General features: G+C 55.8%; 19 protein-coding genes. 8 read left to right on the forward strand and 11 right to left on the reverse strand.

What is annotated here, in order from left to right; genetic code table 11:
* Positions 1-21 precede the first annotated feature (21 nt).
* From iadA to SK50_RS04555, 3 genes are read right to left on the reverse strand one after another with little or no spacing between them, the layout of a single operon-like run.
* Positions 22-1,185: a beta-aspartyl-peptidase gene (gene iadA, locus SK50_RS04545; protein WP_045344780.1), complete on the reverse strand. Its 1,164-nt coding sequence runs from the start codon at positions 1,183-1,185 to the stop codon at positions 22-24.
* Between the two features lie 10 nt (positions 1,186-1,195).
* Positions 1,196-1,657 (reverse strand): YjiG family protein, encoded by a 462-nt coding sequence (locus tag SK50_RS04550; protein WP_015572448.1) that lies wholly within the window; start codon positions 1,655-1,657, stop codon positions 1,196-1,198.
* Complete coding sequence (locus SK50_RS04555; RefSeq protein ID WP_015572449.1) at positions 1,654-2,301, reverse strand: nucleoside recognition domain-containing protein; 648 nt, start codon at positions 2,299-2,301, stop codon at positions 1,654-1,656. The genes SK50_RS04550 and SK50_RS04555 overlap by 4 nt, the downstream gene beginning before the upstream one ends.
* A gap of 233 nt (positions 2,302-2,534) precedes the next feature.
* Between SK50_RS04555 and SK50_RS04560 the strand changes: the two genes are divergently transcribed.
* Positions 2,535-2,888, forward strand: a complete 354-nt coding sequence (locus SK50_RS04560) for a DUF4156 domain-containing protein (protein WP_003855938.1) — start codon at positions 2,535-2,537, stop codon at positions 2,886-2,888.
* Positions 2,889-2,953: 65 nt separating this feature from the next.
* Here SK50_RS04560 and epmB read toward each other — a convergent pair whose 3' ends face one another.
* Positions 2,954-3,982 (reverse strand): EF-P beta-lysylation protein EpmB, encoded by a 1,029-nt coding sequence (gene epmB / locus SK50_RS04565; RefSeq protein ID WP_045344779.1) that lies wholly within the window; start codon positions 3,980-3,982, stop codon positions 2,954-2,956.
* 40 nt (positions 3,983-4,022) lie between these two features.
* On the opposite strand from epmB, the gene efp reads away from it, so the two are divergent.
* The 3 genes from efp to ecnB all read left to right on the forward strand — a co-directional run bounded on the left by efp (position 4,023) and on the right by ecnB (position 5,033).
* The gene (gene efp, locus SK50_RS04570; protein ID WP_003855940.1) at positions 4,023-4,589 is read left to right on the forward strand and encodes an elongation factor P; all 567 of its coding nucleotides are present in this window, start codon (positions 4,023-4,025) and stop codon (positions 4,587-4,589) included.
* 57 nt (positions 4,590-4,646) lie between these two features.
* A complete protein-coding gene (locus tag SK50_RS04575) occupies positions 4,647-4,778 on the forward strand; it encodes an entericidin A/B family lipoprotein (protein WP_015572451.1) in 132 nt (43 codons plus the stop codon).
* 108 nt (positions 4,779-4,886) lie between these two features.
* The gene (gene ecnB / locus SK50_RS04580; protein WP_003855942.1) at positions 4,887-5,033 is read left to right on the forward strand and encodes a lipoprotein toxin entericidin B; all 147 of its coding nucleotides are present in this window, start codon (positions 4,887-4,889) and stop codon (positions 5,031-5,033) included.
* A 37-nt stretch (positions 5,034-5,070) separates the two neighbouring features.
* On the opposite strand, the gene SK50_RS04585 is transcribed toward ecnB, so the two are convergent.
* A complete protein-coding gene (locus tag SK50_RS04585) occupies positions 5,071-5,670 on the reverse strand; it encodes a helix-turn-helix transcriptional regulator (protein ID WP_032104122.1) in 600 nt (199 codons plus the stop codon).
* Positions 5,671-5,932: 262 nt separating this feature from the next.
* Here SK50_RS04585 and sugE point away from each other — a divergent pair, with 262 nt between their 5' ends.
* Positions 5,933-6,250: a quaternary ammonium compound efflux SMR transporter SugE gene (gene sugE / locus SK50_RS04590; RefSeq protein WP_015572453.1), complete on the forward strand. Its 318-nt coding sequence runs from the start codon at positions 5,933-5,935 to the stop codon at positions 6,248-6,250.
* On the opposite strand, the gene SK50_RS04595 is transcribed toward sugE, so the two are convergent.
* Both SK50_RS04595 and SK50_RS04600 read right to left on the reverse strand, forming a co-directional pair.
* Positions 6,247-6,777, reverse strand: coding sequence for a lipocalin family protein (locus tag SK50_RS04595; protein WP_017694684.1), 531 nt, complete (start codon positions 6,775-6,777; stop codon positions 6,247-6,249). The genes sugE and SK50_RS04595 overlap by 4 nt on opposite strands.
* 158 nt (positions 6,778-6,935) lie before the next feature.
* Positions 6,936-8,081 carry a cephalosporin-hydrolyzing class C beta-lactamase ACT-17 gene (locus SK50_RS04600; RefSeq protein WP_017694683.1) on the reverse strand — a complete coding sequence of 382 codons (1,146 nt, stop codon included), beginning with the start codon at positions 8,079-8,081 and terminating at the stop codon, positions 6,936-6,938.
* A 132-nt stretch (positions 8,082-8,213) separates the two neighbouring features.
* Between SK50_RS04600 and ampR the strand changes: the two genes are divergently transcribed.
* Positions 8,214-9,089, forward strand: coding sequence for a LysR family transcriptional regulator AmpR (gene ampR, locus SK50_RS04605; protein WP_017383965.1), 876 nt, complete (start codon positions 8,214-8,216; stop codon positions 9,087-9,089).
* Positions 9,090-9,118: 29 nt separating this feature from the next.
* Here ampR and frdD read toward each other — a convergent pair whose 3' ends face one another.
* The 4 genes from frdD to frdA are packed head-to-tail and all read right to left on the reverse strand — an operon-like array spanning position 9,119 to position 12,412.
* Positions 9,119-9,478, reverse strand: a complete 360-nt coding sequence (gene frdD, locus SK50_RS04610; protein ID WP_000609653.1) for a fumarate reductase subunit FrdD — start codon at positions 9,476-9,478, stop codon at positions 9,119-9,121.
* A gap of 10 nt (positions 9,479-9,488) precedes the next feature.
* Positions 9,489-9,884, reverse strand: coding sequence for a fumarate reductase subunit FrdC (frdC, locus tag SK50_RS04615; protein ID WP_017383964.1), 396 nt, complete (start codon positions 9,882-9,884; stop codon positions 9,489-9,491).
* 10 nt (positions 9,885-9,894) lie between these two features.
* Positions 9,895-10,629: a fumarate reductase iron-sulfur protein gene (gene frdB, locus SK50_RS04620; protein WP_006810403.1), complete on the reverse strand. Its 735-nt coding sequence runs from the start codon at positions 10,627-10,629 to the stop codon at positions 9,895-9,897.
* Positions 10,622-12,412, reverse strand: coding sequence for a fumarate reductase (quinol) flavoprotein subunit (frdA, locus tag SK50_RS04625; RefSeq protein ID WP_017383963.1), 1,791 nt, complete (start codon positions 12,410-12,412; stop codon positions 10,622-10,624). Before frdA ends, frdB begins: the two co-directional genes overlap by 8 nt.
* A gap of 310 nt (positions 12,413-12,722) precedes the next feature.
* On the opposite strand from frdA, the gene epmA reads away from it, so the two are divergent.
* Both epmA and yjeM read left to right on the forward strand, forming a co-directional pair.
* Entirely contained in the window at positions 12,723-13,700 is a 978-nt protein-coding gene (gene epmA, locus SK50_RS04630) for an elongation factor P--(R)-beta-lysine ligase (RefSeq protein WP_017694682.1), read from the forward strand.
* A 177-nt stretch (positions 13,701-13,877) separates the two neighbouring features.
* Complete coding sequence (gene yjeM / locus SK50_RS04635; protein WP_015572460.1) at positions 13,878-15,377, forward strand: glutamate/gamma-aminobutyrate family transporter YjeM; 1,500 nt, start codon at positions 13,878-13,880, stop codon at positions 15,375-15,377.
* The last annotated feature ends 22 nt before the right edge of the window (positions 15,378-15,399 follow it).

The raw sequence follows: 15,399 nt of genomic DNA on the forward strand, positions 1-15,399 counted from the left end.
CCCGGGGTTTTTTATTGTCTTCTACTCGAAGGTGCCTTTCACGCACACAACGCCTCCACTCACCATCTGGCGGCCTTTCGCCCAGACCTCGCGGATCTTCAGATCATCGGTCAGGACCAGGACGTCGGCATCGCATCCGGGCGCGATCCGCCCTTTATACTCCAGGCCGAGAAACTCCGCCACGTTACGCGTAAACGGCAGAAGCGCCTCCTCCAGCGGCAGGTGATACCGGCCGACCAGCTGCTGTAGCGTCTCAAGCAGGGATTCAAATCCCGCCACGCCAATGCCAACAAGATTACCATTTGCGTCAAAATTCGGCTGGCTGCCGTTGCCATCCGAGCTGAGCATGAGCCGGTTAAACGGCACCTGTGCTTCACGGGCCGTCGCGATAGCGGTGGCGGCATCAACAGGCTCGCTGATGCTGGTGGTGATGTCGATGTACCCCCCTTCGCGGGCATAGTCCAGTGCGGCGTGGAACAGTGCCTGGGCGCGGTTGACGTGAGTTGGCAGCAGCTTCGTGCGGGGCACGTCGGCGTTATTCAGGATGTTAAGCAGCGGCTCCAGCAGTTTCGGGCTGTTGCCGAGGTGAAACACGGATATCCCCGCTTTGGCACCCAGCAGCCCGCCGACGCGTGACTGGGCGGCCATATTCGCGAGCTGGTCATCTGCCGGCGCGGAAGAGCGATGGTCGGAAATCGCGCATTTCACGCCAATGATTTTATCAATCAGCGCCACATCCTTTTCGATACTGCCGGTAATCGTCGGAGAAGGCAGGCCATACGCGCCTGTCAGCATCCACGTGCTGATCCCTTCATGCTCAAGCGCCCGCGTTTTCGCCAGCAGCGACTCGGGATGGCGGGTCACGCCGTCGGTGCCCAGCAGGCCAACAACGGAGGTGATGCCAGCCGCCACCAGCGCAGACAATCGCACCTCTGGCGTCCGGGTGTGGGGACCGGCTTCACCGCCGCCGCCAATCAGGTGTACATGCTGATCGATAAACCCCGGACAAACCACCGCTCCGGCGAGATCGCTTTCAGGACAGTCTGGCCTCGTTGTGGCGTGGCCCGCTTTTTCGACTGCGACGATTTTTCCTCCGGCAATCAGCAGATCGCAATGCCCAAGCTCCTCGGGAGCGTAAAGCTGCGCATTGCGGAAAAGGTGCGGTTCCAGCACTGAAAAATCCATTTTTATCTCCTCAGAAGAGTAGCTGCATCACCCACATTGAGAGCAGGGCGTTAATGACGCAGATAGTGATGATGTGCGGATAATACTTCGGGTTGACGCCTGCGGTGCCAAGGCAACGGCCCGTGTTTTGCACCGGATTACCCATCAGATAGATGGCGGGCAGCAGGATGGTGGCATCGTGACCGTTGAGCGTGCCGGCAGCGACCAGACTGGCGCAGACCCCCACACCGCCGCCCATGCTCATTACCGAGGCCAGAAGAACCGTTGCCGCCGCACCCGGAAGCCCCCACAGGGCCATGATGGGCTCGCATACCCTGCCGACAATATCCAGCAGGCCGGTTACCTTGAGCGCCTGAATGATGACAAACGCCATGACCACGTTCGGCAGCAGGCTGGTGGTGGCGATGGTAAAGCCGCGGCGGGCGCCATCGATAAACAGGTCCATGATATTTTTACGCGGCTGGGCGATCATCTTTCCTCCTGAACGCGGCGAACTTCCATGTGGGCGATCCACAGTCGCAGGAAGTTCGCGCCAACAAATTTGAACACCAGAATGACGGCAAGCGGCGTGATCACCGGGACGGTAATAAAGGTAAAGAGTGCGGCACCAGAAGAAAAATAGTTGGTAATAATGGCGCTACCGCTGGTCTGGAAGGTGGCGAAAATGGCGCGTTCATGGTCAGTAATCGCCCCTTCGTCAGTCAACTCTTTGGTCATCCCTGCGGCTGCATCGGTATTTTGCAGGTTGGCGATAAGCGCCAGAGAGCAGATGCCCGGCACGCCGAGCAGCGGGCGCAGAATGGGCGTCATGAGCTGTTGTGCGGCACGCAGCCCGCCCAGCCCCTCGGTAACGGCAATGATCCCGAGCGATAAAATGACCGAGGGCGCCAGTTCAAGGGCAAATAAAAAACCGTCTTTCGCTCCTGTGCCGCCCTCACCGCGAAACGTCAGCGCGCCGTTCACCGGTCCAAAGCTGCCGTTCAGCACGGTAAAATCCAGCACGCGCCACCATTCAGTACTTTTGGCGAAAAAACCTGAGAAAAATACGATAGTGAGCACGAACGCCAGATAGCCCACCCAGGTTACTTTTTCCTCTCCTGAGGATGATGCACTCATGAAACCCCCTTTTTTGAGTCGCGTACAAAAGTTGTACGTCGCATCACTAAAAACGATCGGGGGCTAAAACACGATATCCCAAAGGTTATTATCAGAATTCATTTAAGATGTCGGAGGAGTGCCAGCGGAATCTGGCTCGCAGAAATGCTCAGCATTTTTCTTTTGGTCATCTTTTTAGTATAAGGTTTACACGCGGACAACTACTGTCCAGCTTATTGAAAACGAGGAATAACATGCGCATAAAAGTCTGTGCAGGGATTGTAGGTGCAGCATTGCTGCTGGCGGGTTGTAGCACCAGCAATGAGCTGACGGCAGCGGGCCAGAGCGTTCGCTTTGTGGAAGATAAGCCGGGCAGCGAATGCCAGCTGTTAGGCACCGCCACTGGCGAGCAAAGCAACTGGATGTCGGGGCAGCACGGCGAAGAGGGCGGCTCTATGCGCGGTGCGGCCAATGCCCTGCGTAATCAGGCTGCGGCAATGGGCGGCAATGTGATTTACGGGGTGAGCAGCCCGACGCAGGGGATGCTGTCCAGCTTTGTGCCAACCGCCAGCCAGATGAACGGCCAGGTCTATAAGTGCCCGAACTGATATAACTTTTTGATGGCGCTGCCGCTTTATCTCCAGGGCAGGTAAGCGTAGCGCCACCTGCCTTTTTACTGCTGCCGTAGCTGCAAATCCAGCGGCGTCTTACTCGGCTCTCCGCCAATCTCACGTGCCAGCTTCGGCACCATATAACCCGAAACCAGCGTTAACAGCTCGTGCATAATCTTCCGGGCCTCTTCATCTGTCACCATGAAGTGCGCCGCGCCCTGGACGCGATCCAGAACATGCAGGTAATAGGGCATTACGCCCGCATCAAATAAGGCATTGCTGAGATCGGCCAGCACGCGGGCGCTGTCGTTCACGCCGCGCAGTAATACGCTCTGGTTGAGCAGCGTCACGCCTGCCTTTCGCATACGCGCCATCGCCGCACGAAAGTGCGCGTCAATTTCATTTGCGTGGTTGATATGGTTCACCAGCAGCACCTGCAAACGGGACTGCTCCAGGCGCGTGACCAGGGCGTCGGTGATACGCGCCGGGATGACGATCGGTAAACGGCTGTGAATGCGCAGACGCTTAATGTGCGGGATGGTCTCAAGCTGAGTCAGCAGCCAGTCCAGCTCATGATCTTTTGCCATCAGCGGGTCGCCGCCGGAAAAGATGATTTCATCCAGCTCCGGGTGCGCCGCGATGTAGTCCAGTGCCACCTGCCAGTTGCGTTTATTGCCCTGATTTTCGGCGTACGGGAAGTGGCGACGGAAGCAATAGCGGCAATTTACCGCGCAACCACCCTTAACCAGCAGCAGGGCGCGATTACGGTATTTATGCAGCAAACCCGGTACGACACTGTTTTGCTCTTCCAGCGGATCGGTGCTGTATCCGGGGGCGGTAATAAACTCATCCTGAGAGGTAAGCGTCTGTTTTAATAATGGATCATCAGGGTTACCCTTTTCCATTCGGGCAACAAACGCGCGGGGAACGCGCAGGGCGAAAAGGCGCTTCGCCTCACGACCTGCACGCAACGCTTCGTGCTGTTCGAGGTCTAAAAGACGCAGCAATTCATCAGGACTGGTGATTACATCGGCAAGTTGCGATAACCAATCTTCTCTGGACGGGGTGTTTAGGGTTACAATATGCGCCATTTTGTGGCTTAGCTACCAGTTAACAAATTTAGAGGGCCTTATGGCAACGTACTATAGCAACGATTTTCGTGCTGGTCTTAAAATCATGATGGACGGCGAACCGTACGCGGTTGAAGCCAGCGAATTCGTTAAACCAGGTAAAGGCCAGGCATTCGCACGCGTTAAGCTGCGCCGCCTGCTGACCGGTACCCGTGTTGAGAAAACCTTCAAATCTACTGACTCCGCTGAAGGCGCTGATGTTGTCGATATGAACCTGACTTACCTGTACAACGACGGTGAGTTCTGGCACTTCATGAACAACGAAACCTTCGAGCAGCTGTCTGCGGACGCGAAAGCGATTGGCGACAACGCCAAGTGGCTGCTGGATCAGGCTGAGTGCATCGTTACCCTGTGGAACGGTCAGCCTATCGCGGTTACGCCTCCGAACTTCGTTGAGCTGGAAATCGTTGAAACCGATCCAGGTCTGAAAGGTGATACCGCAGGTACTGGCGGCAAGCCTGCCACCCTGTCTACCGGCGCGGTGGTTAAAGTGCCACTGTTCGTACAGATCGGTGAAGTGATCAAAGTGGATACCCGCTCCGGCGAATACGTATCCCGCGTGAAGTAATTTACGTCATGATTAAAGGCGCAGCGCCCGCTGCGCCTGATTTTGCAGGCAGGGAAGATGAAACGTACCGTTAAAATTCTGCTTCTGTTAGCGTTCTCCAGCGCAATTCTCTCCGGTTGCAACACCGCGCGTGGCGTGGGCGAAGATATTCAGGATCTCGGCCATATCATTTCCCATGCGGCCAGCTAATTCCGTTTAATTTTCCTAAAAATTCTTCCTTTTCCGTCAAACGACAAGATCTTGTCTATTCTTAAGTTGCTATACACAAAATAACTTTGGCTATAAAAGGAAGATATTATGGTTAAGAAAACAATTGCAGCGATCTTTTCTGTTCTGGTGCTTTCTTCGGTACTGACTGCATGTAACACCACCCGTGGCGTAGGGGAAGATATCTCCGACGGTGGTAACGCGATTTCTGGCGCAGCAACTAAAGCTCAGAACTAATGAAAGCGACGGTACGGCAGCTAACTTCACCGTACCGTCAATTCTCCACTTCCTGTAGCGATAAAAACGGGGAGTAACGCGTATCCATATGAAGCTTCATGCGGATATTGCGTTTGTACGTATACACCGTTTTTCCGTTAATGCGCAGATTGCTGGCAATTTTCTGGTTGCTCGCACCATCCATCCACAGGGTCAGTACTCTCTCTTCCTGACGCGTCAGTAACGGTGCCGCCATTTCCGGAAGCTCCGCGCTTACGCATGTCGTTAGCGCGTCGTTTATCACCGCCGCCAGTTTTTCCAGATCGGTATTTTTGGAAAGTGAAGACCATATCGGGAACTGCGCCAGATAATCTGTCATCTCCTGCTCCTGCCCCGATTGCAGCATAATAAAAGGCAATGTTTCGCTGGCAATAAGCAGGGAAGATAGCTGCTGAAAATGGTGTAAATCCTGCCGGAAGCCCGATAAATCAGCGATGACCAGCGCAGGTTTCCATTGCAGGATATGCTCTCTGGCGAGGAAAAGATTATTTACCCCGGTTACGACGAAATGACCCGAAAACAGGTCTGAATGATTGAGCCAGGCTTCAAATCCCGTGCGGGTGAAGTGACAACGGTCAATCAAAAGAATTTTGAACATATAATTTTCGCAGTCGGCTAGTGGTTTGGCTTCCTGCCATCAGAAAGCCTATCATCATAGAGAAGTCGGATGAGTCATAAATGCCTGAACTCCGTGCCTTACTGAGGCTATTTCTTGCCTTAACGTGTTCAGCAGAAAAAGTTTGAAAAAAAATTCCATGCTAACCAAAATATAAGGCGCAACCTCAGCCTTGCGGGACGACCCGTAAGCGCTTCATTCATCGGGGACGGCCCCAACTTGTCGTTAAGTTAAGGAGCCTGATATGTCCTGGATCGTTCTTGTTATTGCCGGTTTGCTCGAAGTGGTATGGGCAATTGGCCTGAAATATACCCACGGTTTTACCCGCCTGACGCCCAGCGTCATCACTATCGCCGCAATGATTGTCAGTATCGTCATGCTGTCATGGGCGATGCGAACCTTGCCAGTCGGAACGGCTTACGCTGTCTGGACTGGAATTGGCGCGGTAGGGGCTGCCATTACCGGCATTCTGCTGCTGGGGGAGTCTGCGAGTCTGGCGCGCATCGCCAGCCTCGCGTTAATCGTCGCGGGTATCATCGGGTTAAAACTCAGTACGCACTAATGCAGCTGTTTTACCCAGATTAATTTCGTCACGTCAAACCCTTGCCGGGTCGCTATGTCCAGCATCTGCTGTTTCATTTCCGTCGAGATCGTTGGCGTGCGGGAGAGGAGCCACAGATAGTTGCGATCCGGCCCACACACCAGCGCATGGCGGTACTCTCTGTCCAGCGCAATGACGTTATACCCGCCGTAGAATGGGCCGATGAAAGAGACTTTCATGGCCGCGCGGTTAGACGCGCCGGTGAAATAGGCCTGACCAACTGACTGCTGCCACATCTGGCGATCCGGGTTATAGCCGCGGTTAATGACCCGGATCCCGCCGTCATCCATCGCGCTGTAGCTGACCGTGACTTTTTCTAAGCCCCGTTCGAACTGATGGTCCATTCGGGCGATTTCATACCAGTTGCCGAGGAAGCGCTGTGCGTCGAAATTACTGACTACCGTGACGCCAGGCGGAGGAGTAGGGGAACTGCAAGCAACCACTAAAAACGCGGCTGTTACTGCGGCAATAACAGGCAGAATGCGCATAGGAGTTTCCTTACTGTTTTTTGTTAAGTGTAGATGACAGCAGGGAAAATGCGGGAGATTGTGTAGGGTGTTTTGCCGGGTGGCGGCTTCGCCTTACCCGGCCTACAAAGTTCACGCGTTGTATAGGCCGGGTAAGCGCAGCGCCACCCGGCAATGTTTTACTGTAGCGCCTCGAGGATATGGTATGCCGCCTCAACGCGTGCCGGGTTCGGATAGCTTGTATTCGCGAGCATCACAATACCGATCTGCTTTTCAGGAATAAAGGCCACGTAGCTGCCAAACCCGCCAGTAGAGCCCGTTTTATGGACCCAGGACGCTTTGACCGGGGGAGCCGGTGGATTCACTTCTGCCACGGGCAACGGCGCCAGCGCTACCTTACTGTCGCTGCCCTCGACCACCGTGTTGGCCTCCACGGGCCAGTTGAGCATCTCCCAGCCCAGACCCTGATACATTGACCCGATACGCCAGTAGCGCGACTGCGCCAGCGCGATGCCCTGCTTAAGTGAGGCATCAGCAACGTTCTCCGGCGCCATGTTTGCCATGACCCAGTTCGCCATATCCTGCACGTTGGTTTTCACGCCATAGGCTTGTGCATCCAGCATACCCGGCGAAACGCGCACCGCTTTACCGTCACGATAGCCCCAGGCGTAATGCGCCTCTTCCGCTTTCGGCACGTTAATCCAGGTATGGTCCAGCTTGAGCGGCTTAAGGACCCGCGTCGTCATGGCCTGCTCATAGGGCATGCCAGAAGGTTTGACCGCCAGCGCACCAAAAAGACCGATGCTGGCGTTGGCGTAAAGACGCGTTGTGCCAGGCTTCCACTGCGGCTGCCAGTTTTGATAAAAGCGCAGCAGGGAGGCGTTATCCGTGACCTCATCCGGTACCTGTAGCGGCAGGCCGCCAGCGGTGTAGGTGGCGAGATCCAGCATACGAATACCCTGCCACTGCTTGCCCGTCAGCTGTGGCCAGTATCTGGTCACCGGATCGTCCAGCGAAATTTCACCGCGAGCAATGGCATCTCCACCTAACACGCCGGTGAAGGTTTTACTTATAGAACCCAGCTCGAACAGGGTCTGAGGCGTAACGGGTTTATTCGCCGCGATATCGGCCTTGCCAAACGTGTAATAGTGCGGTTTTCCCTGATAAATAACGGCCACCGCCATGCCTGGAACAGACTGGGCTTTCATCAGCGGGGTAACCGTATTCGCGACCACCTCCGCCAGCTGTTTTTCTGACACTGGCGTGGCGAGAGCAGAGCAAGAAATGCCGAGCAGCAGGGCGCAGCAAAGGGATTTTTTCATCATCAGTAATCTTCCGTAATAGCGAGTCAAGGGGATGTCCGGGCCCGTCAGACAGGCGTAGTCTGTTGGATTTGACAGTGCCTGACAAACGGTTAAATTTAGCATTAGCTGTTAATTTTTCTAACGGAAGCGACCATGACGCGAAGCTATCTCCCCCTCAATTCGCTTCGGGCTTTTGAGGCTGCCGCAAGACATCTCAGCTTTACGCATGCGGCCATTGAACTGAACGTGACGCATTCGGCTATTAGCCAGCATGTGAAAACGCTGGAGCAGCACCTGAACTGTAAGCTGTTCGTTCGCGTGTCGCGCGGGCTGATGTTGACTACCGAGGGCGAAAATTTACTGCCGGTGCTGAATGATTCGTTCGATCGTATAGCCGGAATGCTGGATCGCTTCGCTAACCATCGTGCGCAGGAGAAGCTGAAAATCGGCGTGGTGGGTACGTTTGCCACCGGGGTCTTATTCTCGCAGCTGGAGGATTTTCGCCGTGGCTACCCACACATCGATCTTCAGCTTTCCACCCATAACAACCGCGTTGATCCGGCTGCCGAAGGGCTTGACTATACGATCCGCTACGGTGGCGGGGCGTGGCACGGTACCGAGGCTGAATTTCTTTGTCATGCGCCGCTCGCGCCGCTGTGTACGCCTGATATTGCCGCCAGTCTGCACAGTCCGGCCGACATCCTCAGGTTTACGCTGCTGCGCTCCTACCGACGCGACGAGTGGACCGCGTGGATGCAGGCGGCCGGTGAGCATCCCCCTTCGCCAACGCACCGCGTGATGGTATTTGATTCGTCCGTGACCATGCTGGAGGCCGCTCAGGCAGGGGTGGGTATTGCTATTGCGCCTGTCGATATGTTTACCCATCTGTTAGCCAGCGAGCGCATTGTGCAGCCCTTTGCGACGCAGATTGAGCTCGGCAGCTACTGGCTGACCCGATTGCAGTCCCGGGCAGAAACGCCAGCCATGCGCGAATTTTCACGGTGGCTGGTGGAGAAGATGAAAAAGTAAAAAGCCCGCCGGATGGCGGGCCTGTTCAGTCAGATGGTGACCACGGCAATCAACGTGACGACCGTTAGAATGGTCGCCAGACCGTAGAAGACCCATTTACCGCTTGGCACATGGATTTTCAGATCGTGCATCGCATGGTGGATACGGTGCAGACCACACCACAGCGGCAGGACGATCATCAGGAAGATGAACACGCGGCCAATAAAGCTGCTCGCAAAGGCCAGTACGCGCTCATAGCTCAGCGCATCGCCCGGGAACAGCCCCAGCGGCAGCATGATCCCGACCAGCAGGATAATGACCGGAGCAATAATGGCGCTCCACATGCCGCCTGCGCCAAACAGCCCCCAGAAGACCGGCTCGTCTGAACGTTTTGGATTTGGATTGATCACAGTAGTCTCCTTACCAGAACAGTGCGACAAACAGAATGACCACAGAGACAACTGCCGTCACTGCCCAGAGCCCTTTAATGACCGGCTCTGGCCCCATTTTTTCGCCTTTTACAATGATGTTCGCTGCTTTTGGCGCCAGTTCAAACCAGGTTTTGGTATGAAGCAGCGCGGCGGCGAGCACAATCAGGTTCAGCACAACGATGATTGGGTTTTGCAGGAAGCCCACAAAACTGGCCCAGGCTTCCGGGCCGTGCTTGAGGGCATAAACCCCGTACAGCAGTTCGAGGCTGAACCAGACCGCGGGAACAGCCGTGCCTTCACGCAGCATATAGAAGCGATAAAACGGCAGTTTTTTCCACCAGGTGGACGGCATTGGTCGCACGTAGGCTTTGCGTTTAGTCGTCATCATGCACTCCTTAGCGTGGTTTCAGGGTAGCGATAAGAAAGTCTTTCGAGCTTTCCACCTTTCCCTGCTGAATGGCGGCGGCCGGGTCGACATGCTTCGGACAGACTTCGGAGCAGTAACCGACAAACGTGCAGGTCCAGACCCCGTTCTGGCTGTTCAGCTGGGCCATACGTTCTTTTTTGCCGTGGTCGCGGCTGTCTTCGTTATAACGGTGCGCCAGGGTAATGGCGGCCGGGCCGATAAACTCAGGGTTCAGGCCAAACTGCGGACAGGCGGCGTAGCACAGGCCGCAGTTGATGCAGCCGGAGAACTGATGGTATTTCGCCATCTGCGCGGGCGTCTGGGTGTTTGGCCCCTGATCCGGCGTGCGCGGGTTGCCGATGATGTACGGCTTAATCGCTTCGAGGCTTTCGATAAAGTGGGTCATGTCCACCACCAGATCGCGCTCAATTGGGAAGTTGCCCAGCGCTTCAACCTTGATACCTTTGGTGTAATCACGCAGGAAGGTTTTACACGCCAGCTTTGGCACCTTGTTGACCATCATGCCGCAGGAGCCGCAAATTGCCATGCGGCAGGACCAGCGGTAGCTCAGGTCTGGGGCCAGGTTATCTTTGATATAGCCGAGCGCATCCAGCAGGGAGGTTTGCTCGTCGTAAGGGACTTCATAGAAAGCGCTGTGCGGCGCGGCGTCCACTTCCGGATTGTAGCGCACCACTTCAATTTTCAGTTTTTGCATCTCAGCCATTCGCCTTCTCCTTCTTATCGGCGGCTTCTGCTTCTGCACCGTACACGCGTTTCGCCGGTGGCAGCGTGGTGATTTTCACGTCGCTGTAGTCCAGTCGCGTAGTGCCATCCGCATCGCGCCAGGCGAGAGTGTGTTTAAGGAAATTGACGTCGTCACGTTCGGTGCAGCCCTCATCCAGGCGCTGGTGCGCGCCGCGGGACTCTTTACGCGCCAGGGCGGAATGGGCCATACATTCTGCGACGTTCAGGCCGTGGCCCAGTTCAATGGTATAAAGCAGATCGGTATTGAAGACGCTGGAGGTGTCGGTGATGCGCACGCGTTTGAAGCGCTCCTGCAACTCGGCCAGCTTGTCGACGGTTTTCTGCATCAGCTCTGGCGTACGGTAGATCCCGCAGCCTTCTTCCATCGACAGCCCCATTTCGTCGCGGATCTTCGACCAGTTTTCGTTACCTTCCTGGTTCACCAGGTCTTTCAGGCGTTTTTCGACGTCTGCAACCTGCGCATCCAGCGCCGCGCTGTTAGCTTCACCTGCCGTTGCGGCACGCTCCATCGCACGTTCGCCCGCCATGCGACCAAAGACCACCAGCTCAGCCAGCGAGTTCGAGCCCAGACGGTTTGCGCCGTGCAGACCGACGGAGGAACACTCGCCCACCGCAAACAGCCCTTTGATGCGGGTTTCGCACTGCTGGTCGGTTTCGATACCGCCCATGGTGTAGTGCGCGGTTGGACGCACCGGGATCGGCTCTTTCACCGGATCGACGCCCACATAGGCTTTCGCCAGCTCGCAGATAAACGGCAGACGCTCCAGCAGTTTCTTCTCGCCGAGATGACGCAGGTCGAGATGCACCACGTCGCCGCGCGGCGTTGAGATGGTGTTGCCTTTGCGCCACTCGTGCCAGAAAGCCTGAGAAACTTTGTCGCGTGGGCCGAGTTCCATGTATTTGTTTTTCGGCTCGCCAAGCGGGGTTTCCGGACCCATGCCGTAATCCTGCAAATAGCGATAGCCGTTTTTGTTGACCAGAATACCGCCTTCACCGCGGCAGCCTTCCGTCATCAGTATGCCGGAGCCCGGCAGGCCGGTTGGGTGATACTGGACGAACTCCATATCACGCAGCGGGACGCCGTGGCTGAGCGCCATGCCCATACCGTCACCGGTGACGATGCCGCCGTTGGTGTTGTAGCGGTATACGCGACCCGCACCGCCCGTTGCCATCACCACCGCCTTAGCGCGGATCTGGACAAGCGTGCCTTCCATCATGTTCATCGCCACCAGTCCGCGCGCATGACCGTCGTCGACCAGAATGTCGAGAACGAAATGTTCGTCAAAGCGCTGGATTTGTGGGAACTGGAGGGAGGTCTGGAACAGGGTGTGCAGCATGTGGAAGCCGGTCTTATCGGCGGCAAACCAGGTGCGTTCGATCTTCATGCCACCGAAGCGGCGGACGTTGACGCTCCCGTCCGGACGGCGGCTCCACGGGCATCCCCACTGTTCCAGCTGGGTCATTTCCGTTGGGCAATGGTGCACGAAGTAATCAACGACATCCTGTTCGCAAAGCCAGTCGCCCCCTGCAACCGTGTCGTGGAAATGGTATTCGAAGCTGTCATGATCCTGCGCGACGGCGGCGGATCCTCCTTCTGCGGCTACCGTGTGGCTGCGCATCGGATAGACTTTTGAAATCAGTGCGATTTTAGCGTTCGGATTGGCTTGTGCCGCAGCAATTGCAGCGCGTAATCCAGCCCCGCCAGCGCCTATTACGGCAAGATCGGCTTGAAAAGTTTGCACGACATTCCTCCAGATTTTTGTTTTCCCGCAACGGGATGAACTAAAGGACGTTCACCTGCCCGAACGGGCGATTGCGGAAGCGATTCCACTGCTCCTTTATGGGTAAAACAGTATAACCGCGTAGAAGTGAGGGAAATTTGACGTGTTCGATTTTTTTGCTGTTCTGTGCGGTGATTTATCATCGTGATTAATGAATGGCGTCACAGTATTTCTCTGTGCAATGAAAAGGGACTTTTACTGTGCAAAATTTGTCTCTGCCCCGGCTTACGAGTAGACTTCGTGCCCTTGTCTGAAAACGGAGAAATAACTCATGAGCGAAACGGCCACCTGGCAGCCGAGCGCATCCATTCCAAACCTGCTAAAGCGCGCAGCAATTATGGCGGAGATCCGCCGTTTCTTTGCCGACCGCGGCGTCCTGGAGGTGGAAACGCCGTGCATGAGTCAGGCGACGGTCACGGATATTCATCTGGTCCCGTTTGAAACCCGTTTTGTTGGCCCAGGCCACTCTCAGGGCATGAATCTGTATCTGATGACCAGCCCGGAATACCATATGAAGCGTCTGCTGGCGGCCGGGTGTGGTCCGGTCTATCAGCTGTGCCGTAGCTTCCGTAATGAAGAGATGGGCCGACACCATAATCCGGAATTCACCATGCTGGAGTGGTACCGCCCGCACTACGACATGTATCGTCTGATGAACGAAGTTGACGATCTGCTGCAACAGGTGCTGGATTGCGCGGAAGCTGAAACGCTCTCCTATCAGCAGGCCTTCCAGCGCCATCTGGAAATCGATCCACTGTCGGCTGATAAAACACAGCTGCGTGAAGTGGCGGCAAAACTGGATCTGAGCAACGTAGCGGATAACGAAGAGGATCGCGACATGCTGCTGCAACTGCTGTTCACCTTTGGTGTTGAACCGCAGATTGGCAAAGATCGTCCGACGTTTGTCTATCACTTCCCGGCCAGCCAGGCCTCACTGGCGCAGATCAGCACCGAAGATCACCGCGTGGCGGAGCGTTTTGAGGTGTATTTCAAAGGCATCGAGCTGGCGAACGGTTTCCACGAGCTGACCGACGCGCGCGAACAGCAGCAGCGTTTCGAGCAGGATAACCGCAAGCGCAACGCGCGCGGTCTGCCGCAGCAGCCGATTGATACTCATCTGCTGGAAGCGCTTAAAGCCGGTCTGCCGGACTGCTCCGGCGTGGCGCTGGGTGTGGATCGCCTGGTCATGCTGGCGCTGGGTGCCGAGCACCTGGGCGATGTGATTGCCTTTACGGTCGATCGCGCCTGAAAAAATGCCGGGTGGCGCTGCGCTTACCCGGCCTGCTCGGTCATTTAACTCTGCCACATTAAAAACTGCTCATTTCTCTCTATACGGGTCTTTTTCTTAATTTGACTCGGATAGCCACATTGTTTGTCTGGTCATCTGCTACCATCCGCGCAGTTTAATTCCGTTTCGGATGGTTATATGTCTCACTCACTCAAAAAAATGACCCTTACCGGGCTCATTCTGATGATTTTTACGTCAGTCTTTGGCTTTGCCAATAGCCCGTCCGCGTTTTATCTGATGGGCTACAGCGCGACGCCGTTTTATATCGTTTCCGCTCTGTTCTTCTTTATCCCGTTTGCGCTGATGATGGCGGAGATGGGCTCGGCGTACCGGAAAGAAGAGGGCGGCATCTATTCGTGGATGAACAACAGCGTCGGTCCGCGTTACGCGTTTATCGGTACGTTCATGTGGTTTTCATCCTACGTCGTCTGGATGGTCAGCACGGCGGCCAAGGTTTGGGTGCCGTTCTCAACGTTTCTCTTCGGTGCGGATAAAACGCAGGTCTGGTCTCTGGCGGGGCTGAGCTCCACGCAGGTGGTCGGTATTCTGGCAGTGTGCTGGATGGTGGTGGTCACCCTGGTGGCCTCGAAAGGCATCAACAAAATTGCCCGTATCACTGCCGTTGGCGGCATTTCCGTGATGTGCCTGAACCTGGTGCTGCTGCTGGTCAGCATCGCTATTCTGTGCCTGAACGGCGGGCATTTCGCACAGGAAGTCAACTTCGTTTCATCGCCTAATCCGGGTTACCAGTCCGGGCTGGCCATGCTCTCCTTTGTGGTGTTTGCCATCTTTGCTTACGGTGGAATTGAAGCCGTGGGCGGGCTGGTCGACAAAACCGAAAATCCGGAAAAGAACTTCGCCAAAGGTATTATCTTTGCCGCCATCGTCATTTCTATTGGCTACTCACTGGCGATTTTCCTCTGGGGCGTCAGCACCAACTGGCAGCAGATGTTAAGTAATAACACCACCAACCTCGGCAACATTACCTACGTGCTGATGAAAAGCCTGGGGGTGACGCTGGGCAACGCCATGGATCTCGCGCCGGAAACGTCGGCCACCCTGGGGATCTGGTTTGCGCGGATTACTGGCTTGTCGATGTTCCTCGCCTATACTGGCGCATTCTTCACGCTGATCTACTCGCCGCTGAAAGCGATTATTCAGGGGACGCCAAAGGCGCTGTGGCCCGCACGTATGACGCAGCTGAACGCTGCCGGTATGCCTGCCAACGCGATGTGGATGCAGTGCCTGCTGGTGTGCGTGTTCATTCTGCTGGTGTCCTTCGGCGGTGATACCGCGTCGGCGTTCTATAACAAGCTGACCCTGATGGCGAACGTATCGATGACGCTTCCGTATCTGTTCCTGACCCTGGCGTTCCCGTTCTTTAAGGCGAAGCGGGATCTGGAGCGGCCGTTTGTGATCTTCAAAACCCGCGCGGCGACGCTGCTGGCGACCACTGTTGTGGTGCTGGTCGTCGCGTTCGCCAACATCTTTACCGTCATTCAGCCCGTGGTTGAGGCAAATGACTGGAACAGCACGCTGTGGATGGTTGGCGGACCGATCTTCTTCTCGCTGCTGGCAATGGGGATTTATGAGCATTACCGTCGTCGCTCGACGGCCTGTGTAGCAGAAGTGGCGTAAAGGATTGACCCCCTCCCGACGG

It is taken from the genome of Enterobacter sp. BWH64 (assembly GCF_001037645.1).
Taxonomy (GTDB): domain Bacteria; phylum Pseudomonadota; class Gammaproteobacteria; order Enterobacterales; family Enterobacteriaceae; genus Enterobacter; species Enterobacter hormaechei_C.

What these genes read in the sequence shown, in the direction of transcription:
- frdC (WP_017383964.1), bottom strand. Translation starts at nt 9,884, where the DNA reads ATGACGACTAAACGCAAAGCCTACGTGCGACCAATGCCGTCCACCTGG.
- iadA (WP_045344780.1), bottom strand. Translation starts at nt 1,185, where the DNA reads ATGGATTTTTCAGTGCTGGAACCGCACCTTTTCCGCAATGCGCAGCTT.
- SK50_RS04575 (WP_015572451.1), top strand. Translation starts at nt 4,647, where the DNA reads ATGAAACGTACCGTTAAAATTCTGCTTCTGTTAGCGTTCTCCAGCGCA.
- SK50_RS04595 (WP_017694684.1), bottom strand. Translation starts at nt 6,777, where the DNA reads ATGCGCATTCTGCCTGTTATTGCCGCAGTAACAGCCGCGTTTTTAGTG.
- sugE (WP_015572453.1), top strand. Translation starts at nt 5,933, where the DNA reads ATGTCCTGGATCGTTCTTGTTATTGCCGGTTTGCTCGAAGTGGTATGG.
- epmA (WP_017694682.1), top strand. Translation starts at nt 12,723, where the DNA reads ATGAGCGAAACGGCCACCTGGCAGCCGAGCGCATCCATTCCAAACCTG.
- ecnB (WP_003855942.1), top strand. Translation starts at nt 4,887, where the DNA reads ATGGTTAAGAAAACAATTGCAGCGATCTTTTCTGTTCTGGTGCTTTCT.
- SK50_RS04585 (WP_032104122.1), bottom strand. Translation starts at nt 5,670, where the DNA reads ATGTTCAAAATTCTTTTGATTGACCGTTGTCACTTCACCCGCACGGGA.
- frdB (WP_006810403.1), bottom strand. Translation starts at nt 10,629, where the DNA reads ATGGCTGAGATGCAAAAACTGAAAATTGAAGTGGTGCGCTACAATCCG.
- efp (WP_003855940.1), top strand. Translation starts at nt 4,023, where the DNA reads ATGGCAACGTACTATAGCAACGATTTTCGTGCTGGTCTTAAAATCATG.
- SK50_RS04550 (WP_015572448.1), bottom strand. Translation starts at nt 1,657, where the DNA reads ATGATCGCCCAGCCGCGTAAAAATATCATGGACCTGTTTATCGATGGC.
- SK50_RS04555 (WP_015572449.1), bottom strand. Translation starts at nt 2,301, where the DNA reads ATGAGTGCATCATCCTCAGGAGAGGAAAAAGTAACCTGGGTGGGCTAT.
- SK50_RS04560 (WP_003855938.1), top strand. Translation starts at nt 2,535, where the DNA reads ATGCGCATAAAAGTCTGTGCAGGGATTGTAGGTGCAGCATTGCTGCTG.
- yjeM (WP_015572460.1), top strand. Translation starts at nt 13,878, where the DNA reads ATGTCTCACTCACTCAAAAAAATGACCCTTACCGGGCTCATTCTGATG.
- SK50_RS04600 (WP_017694683.1), bottom strand. Translation starts at nt 8,081, where the DNA reads ATGATGAAAAAATCCCTTTGCTGCGCCCTGCTGCTCGGCATTTCTTGC.
- ampR (WP_017383965.1), top strand. Translation starts at nt 8,214, where the DNA reads ATGACGCGAAGCTATCTCCCCCTCAATTCGCTTCGGGCTTTTGAGGCT.
- epmB (WP_045344779.1), bottom strand. Translation starts at nt 3,982, where the DNA reads ATGGCGCATATTGTAACCCTAAACACCCCGTCCAGAGAAGATTGGTTA.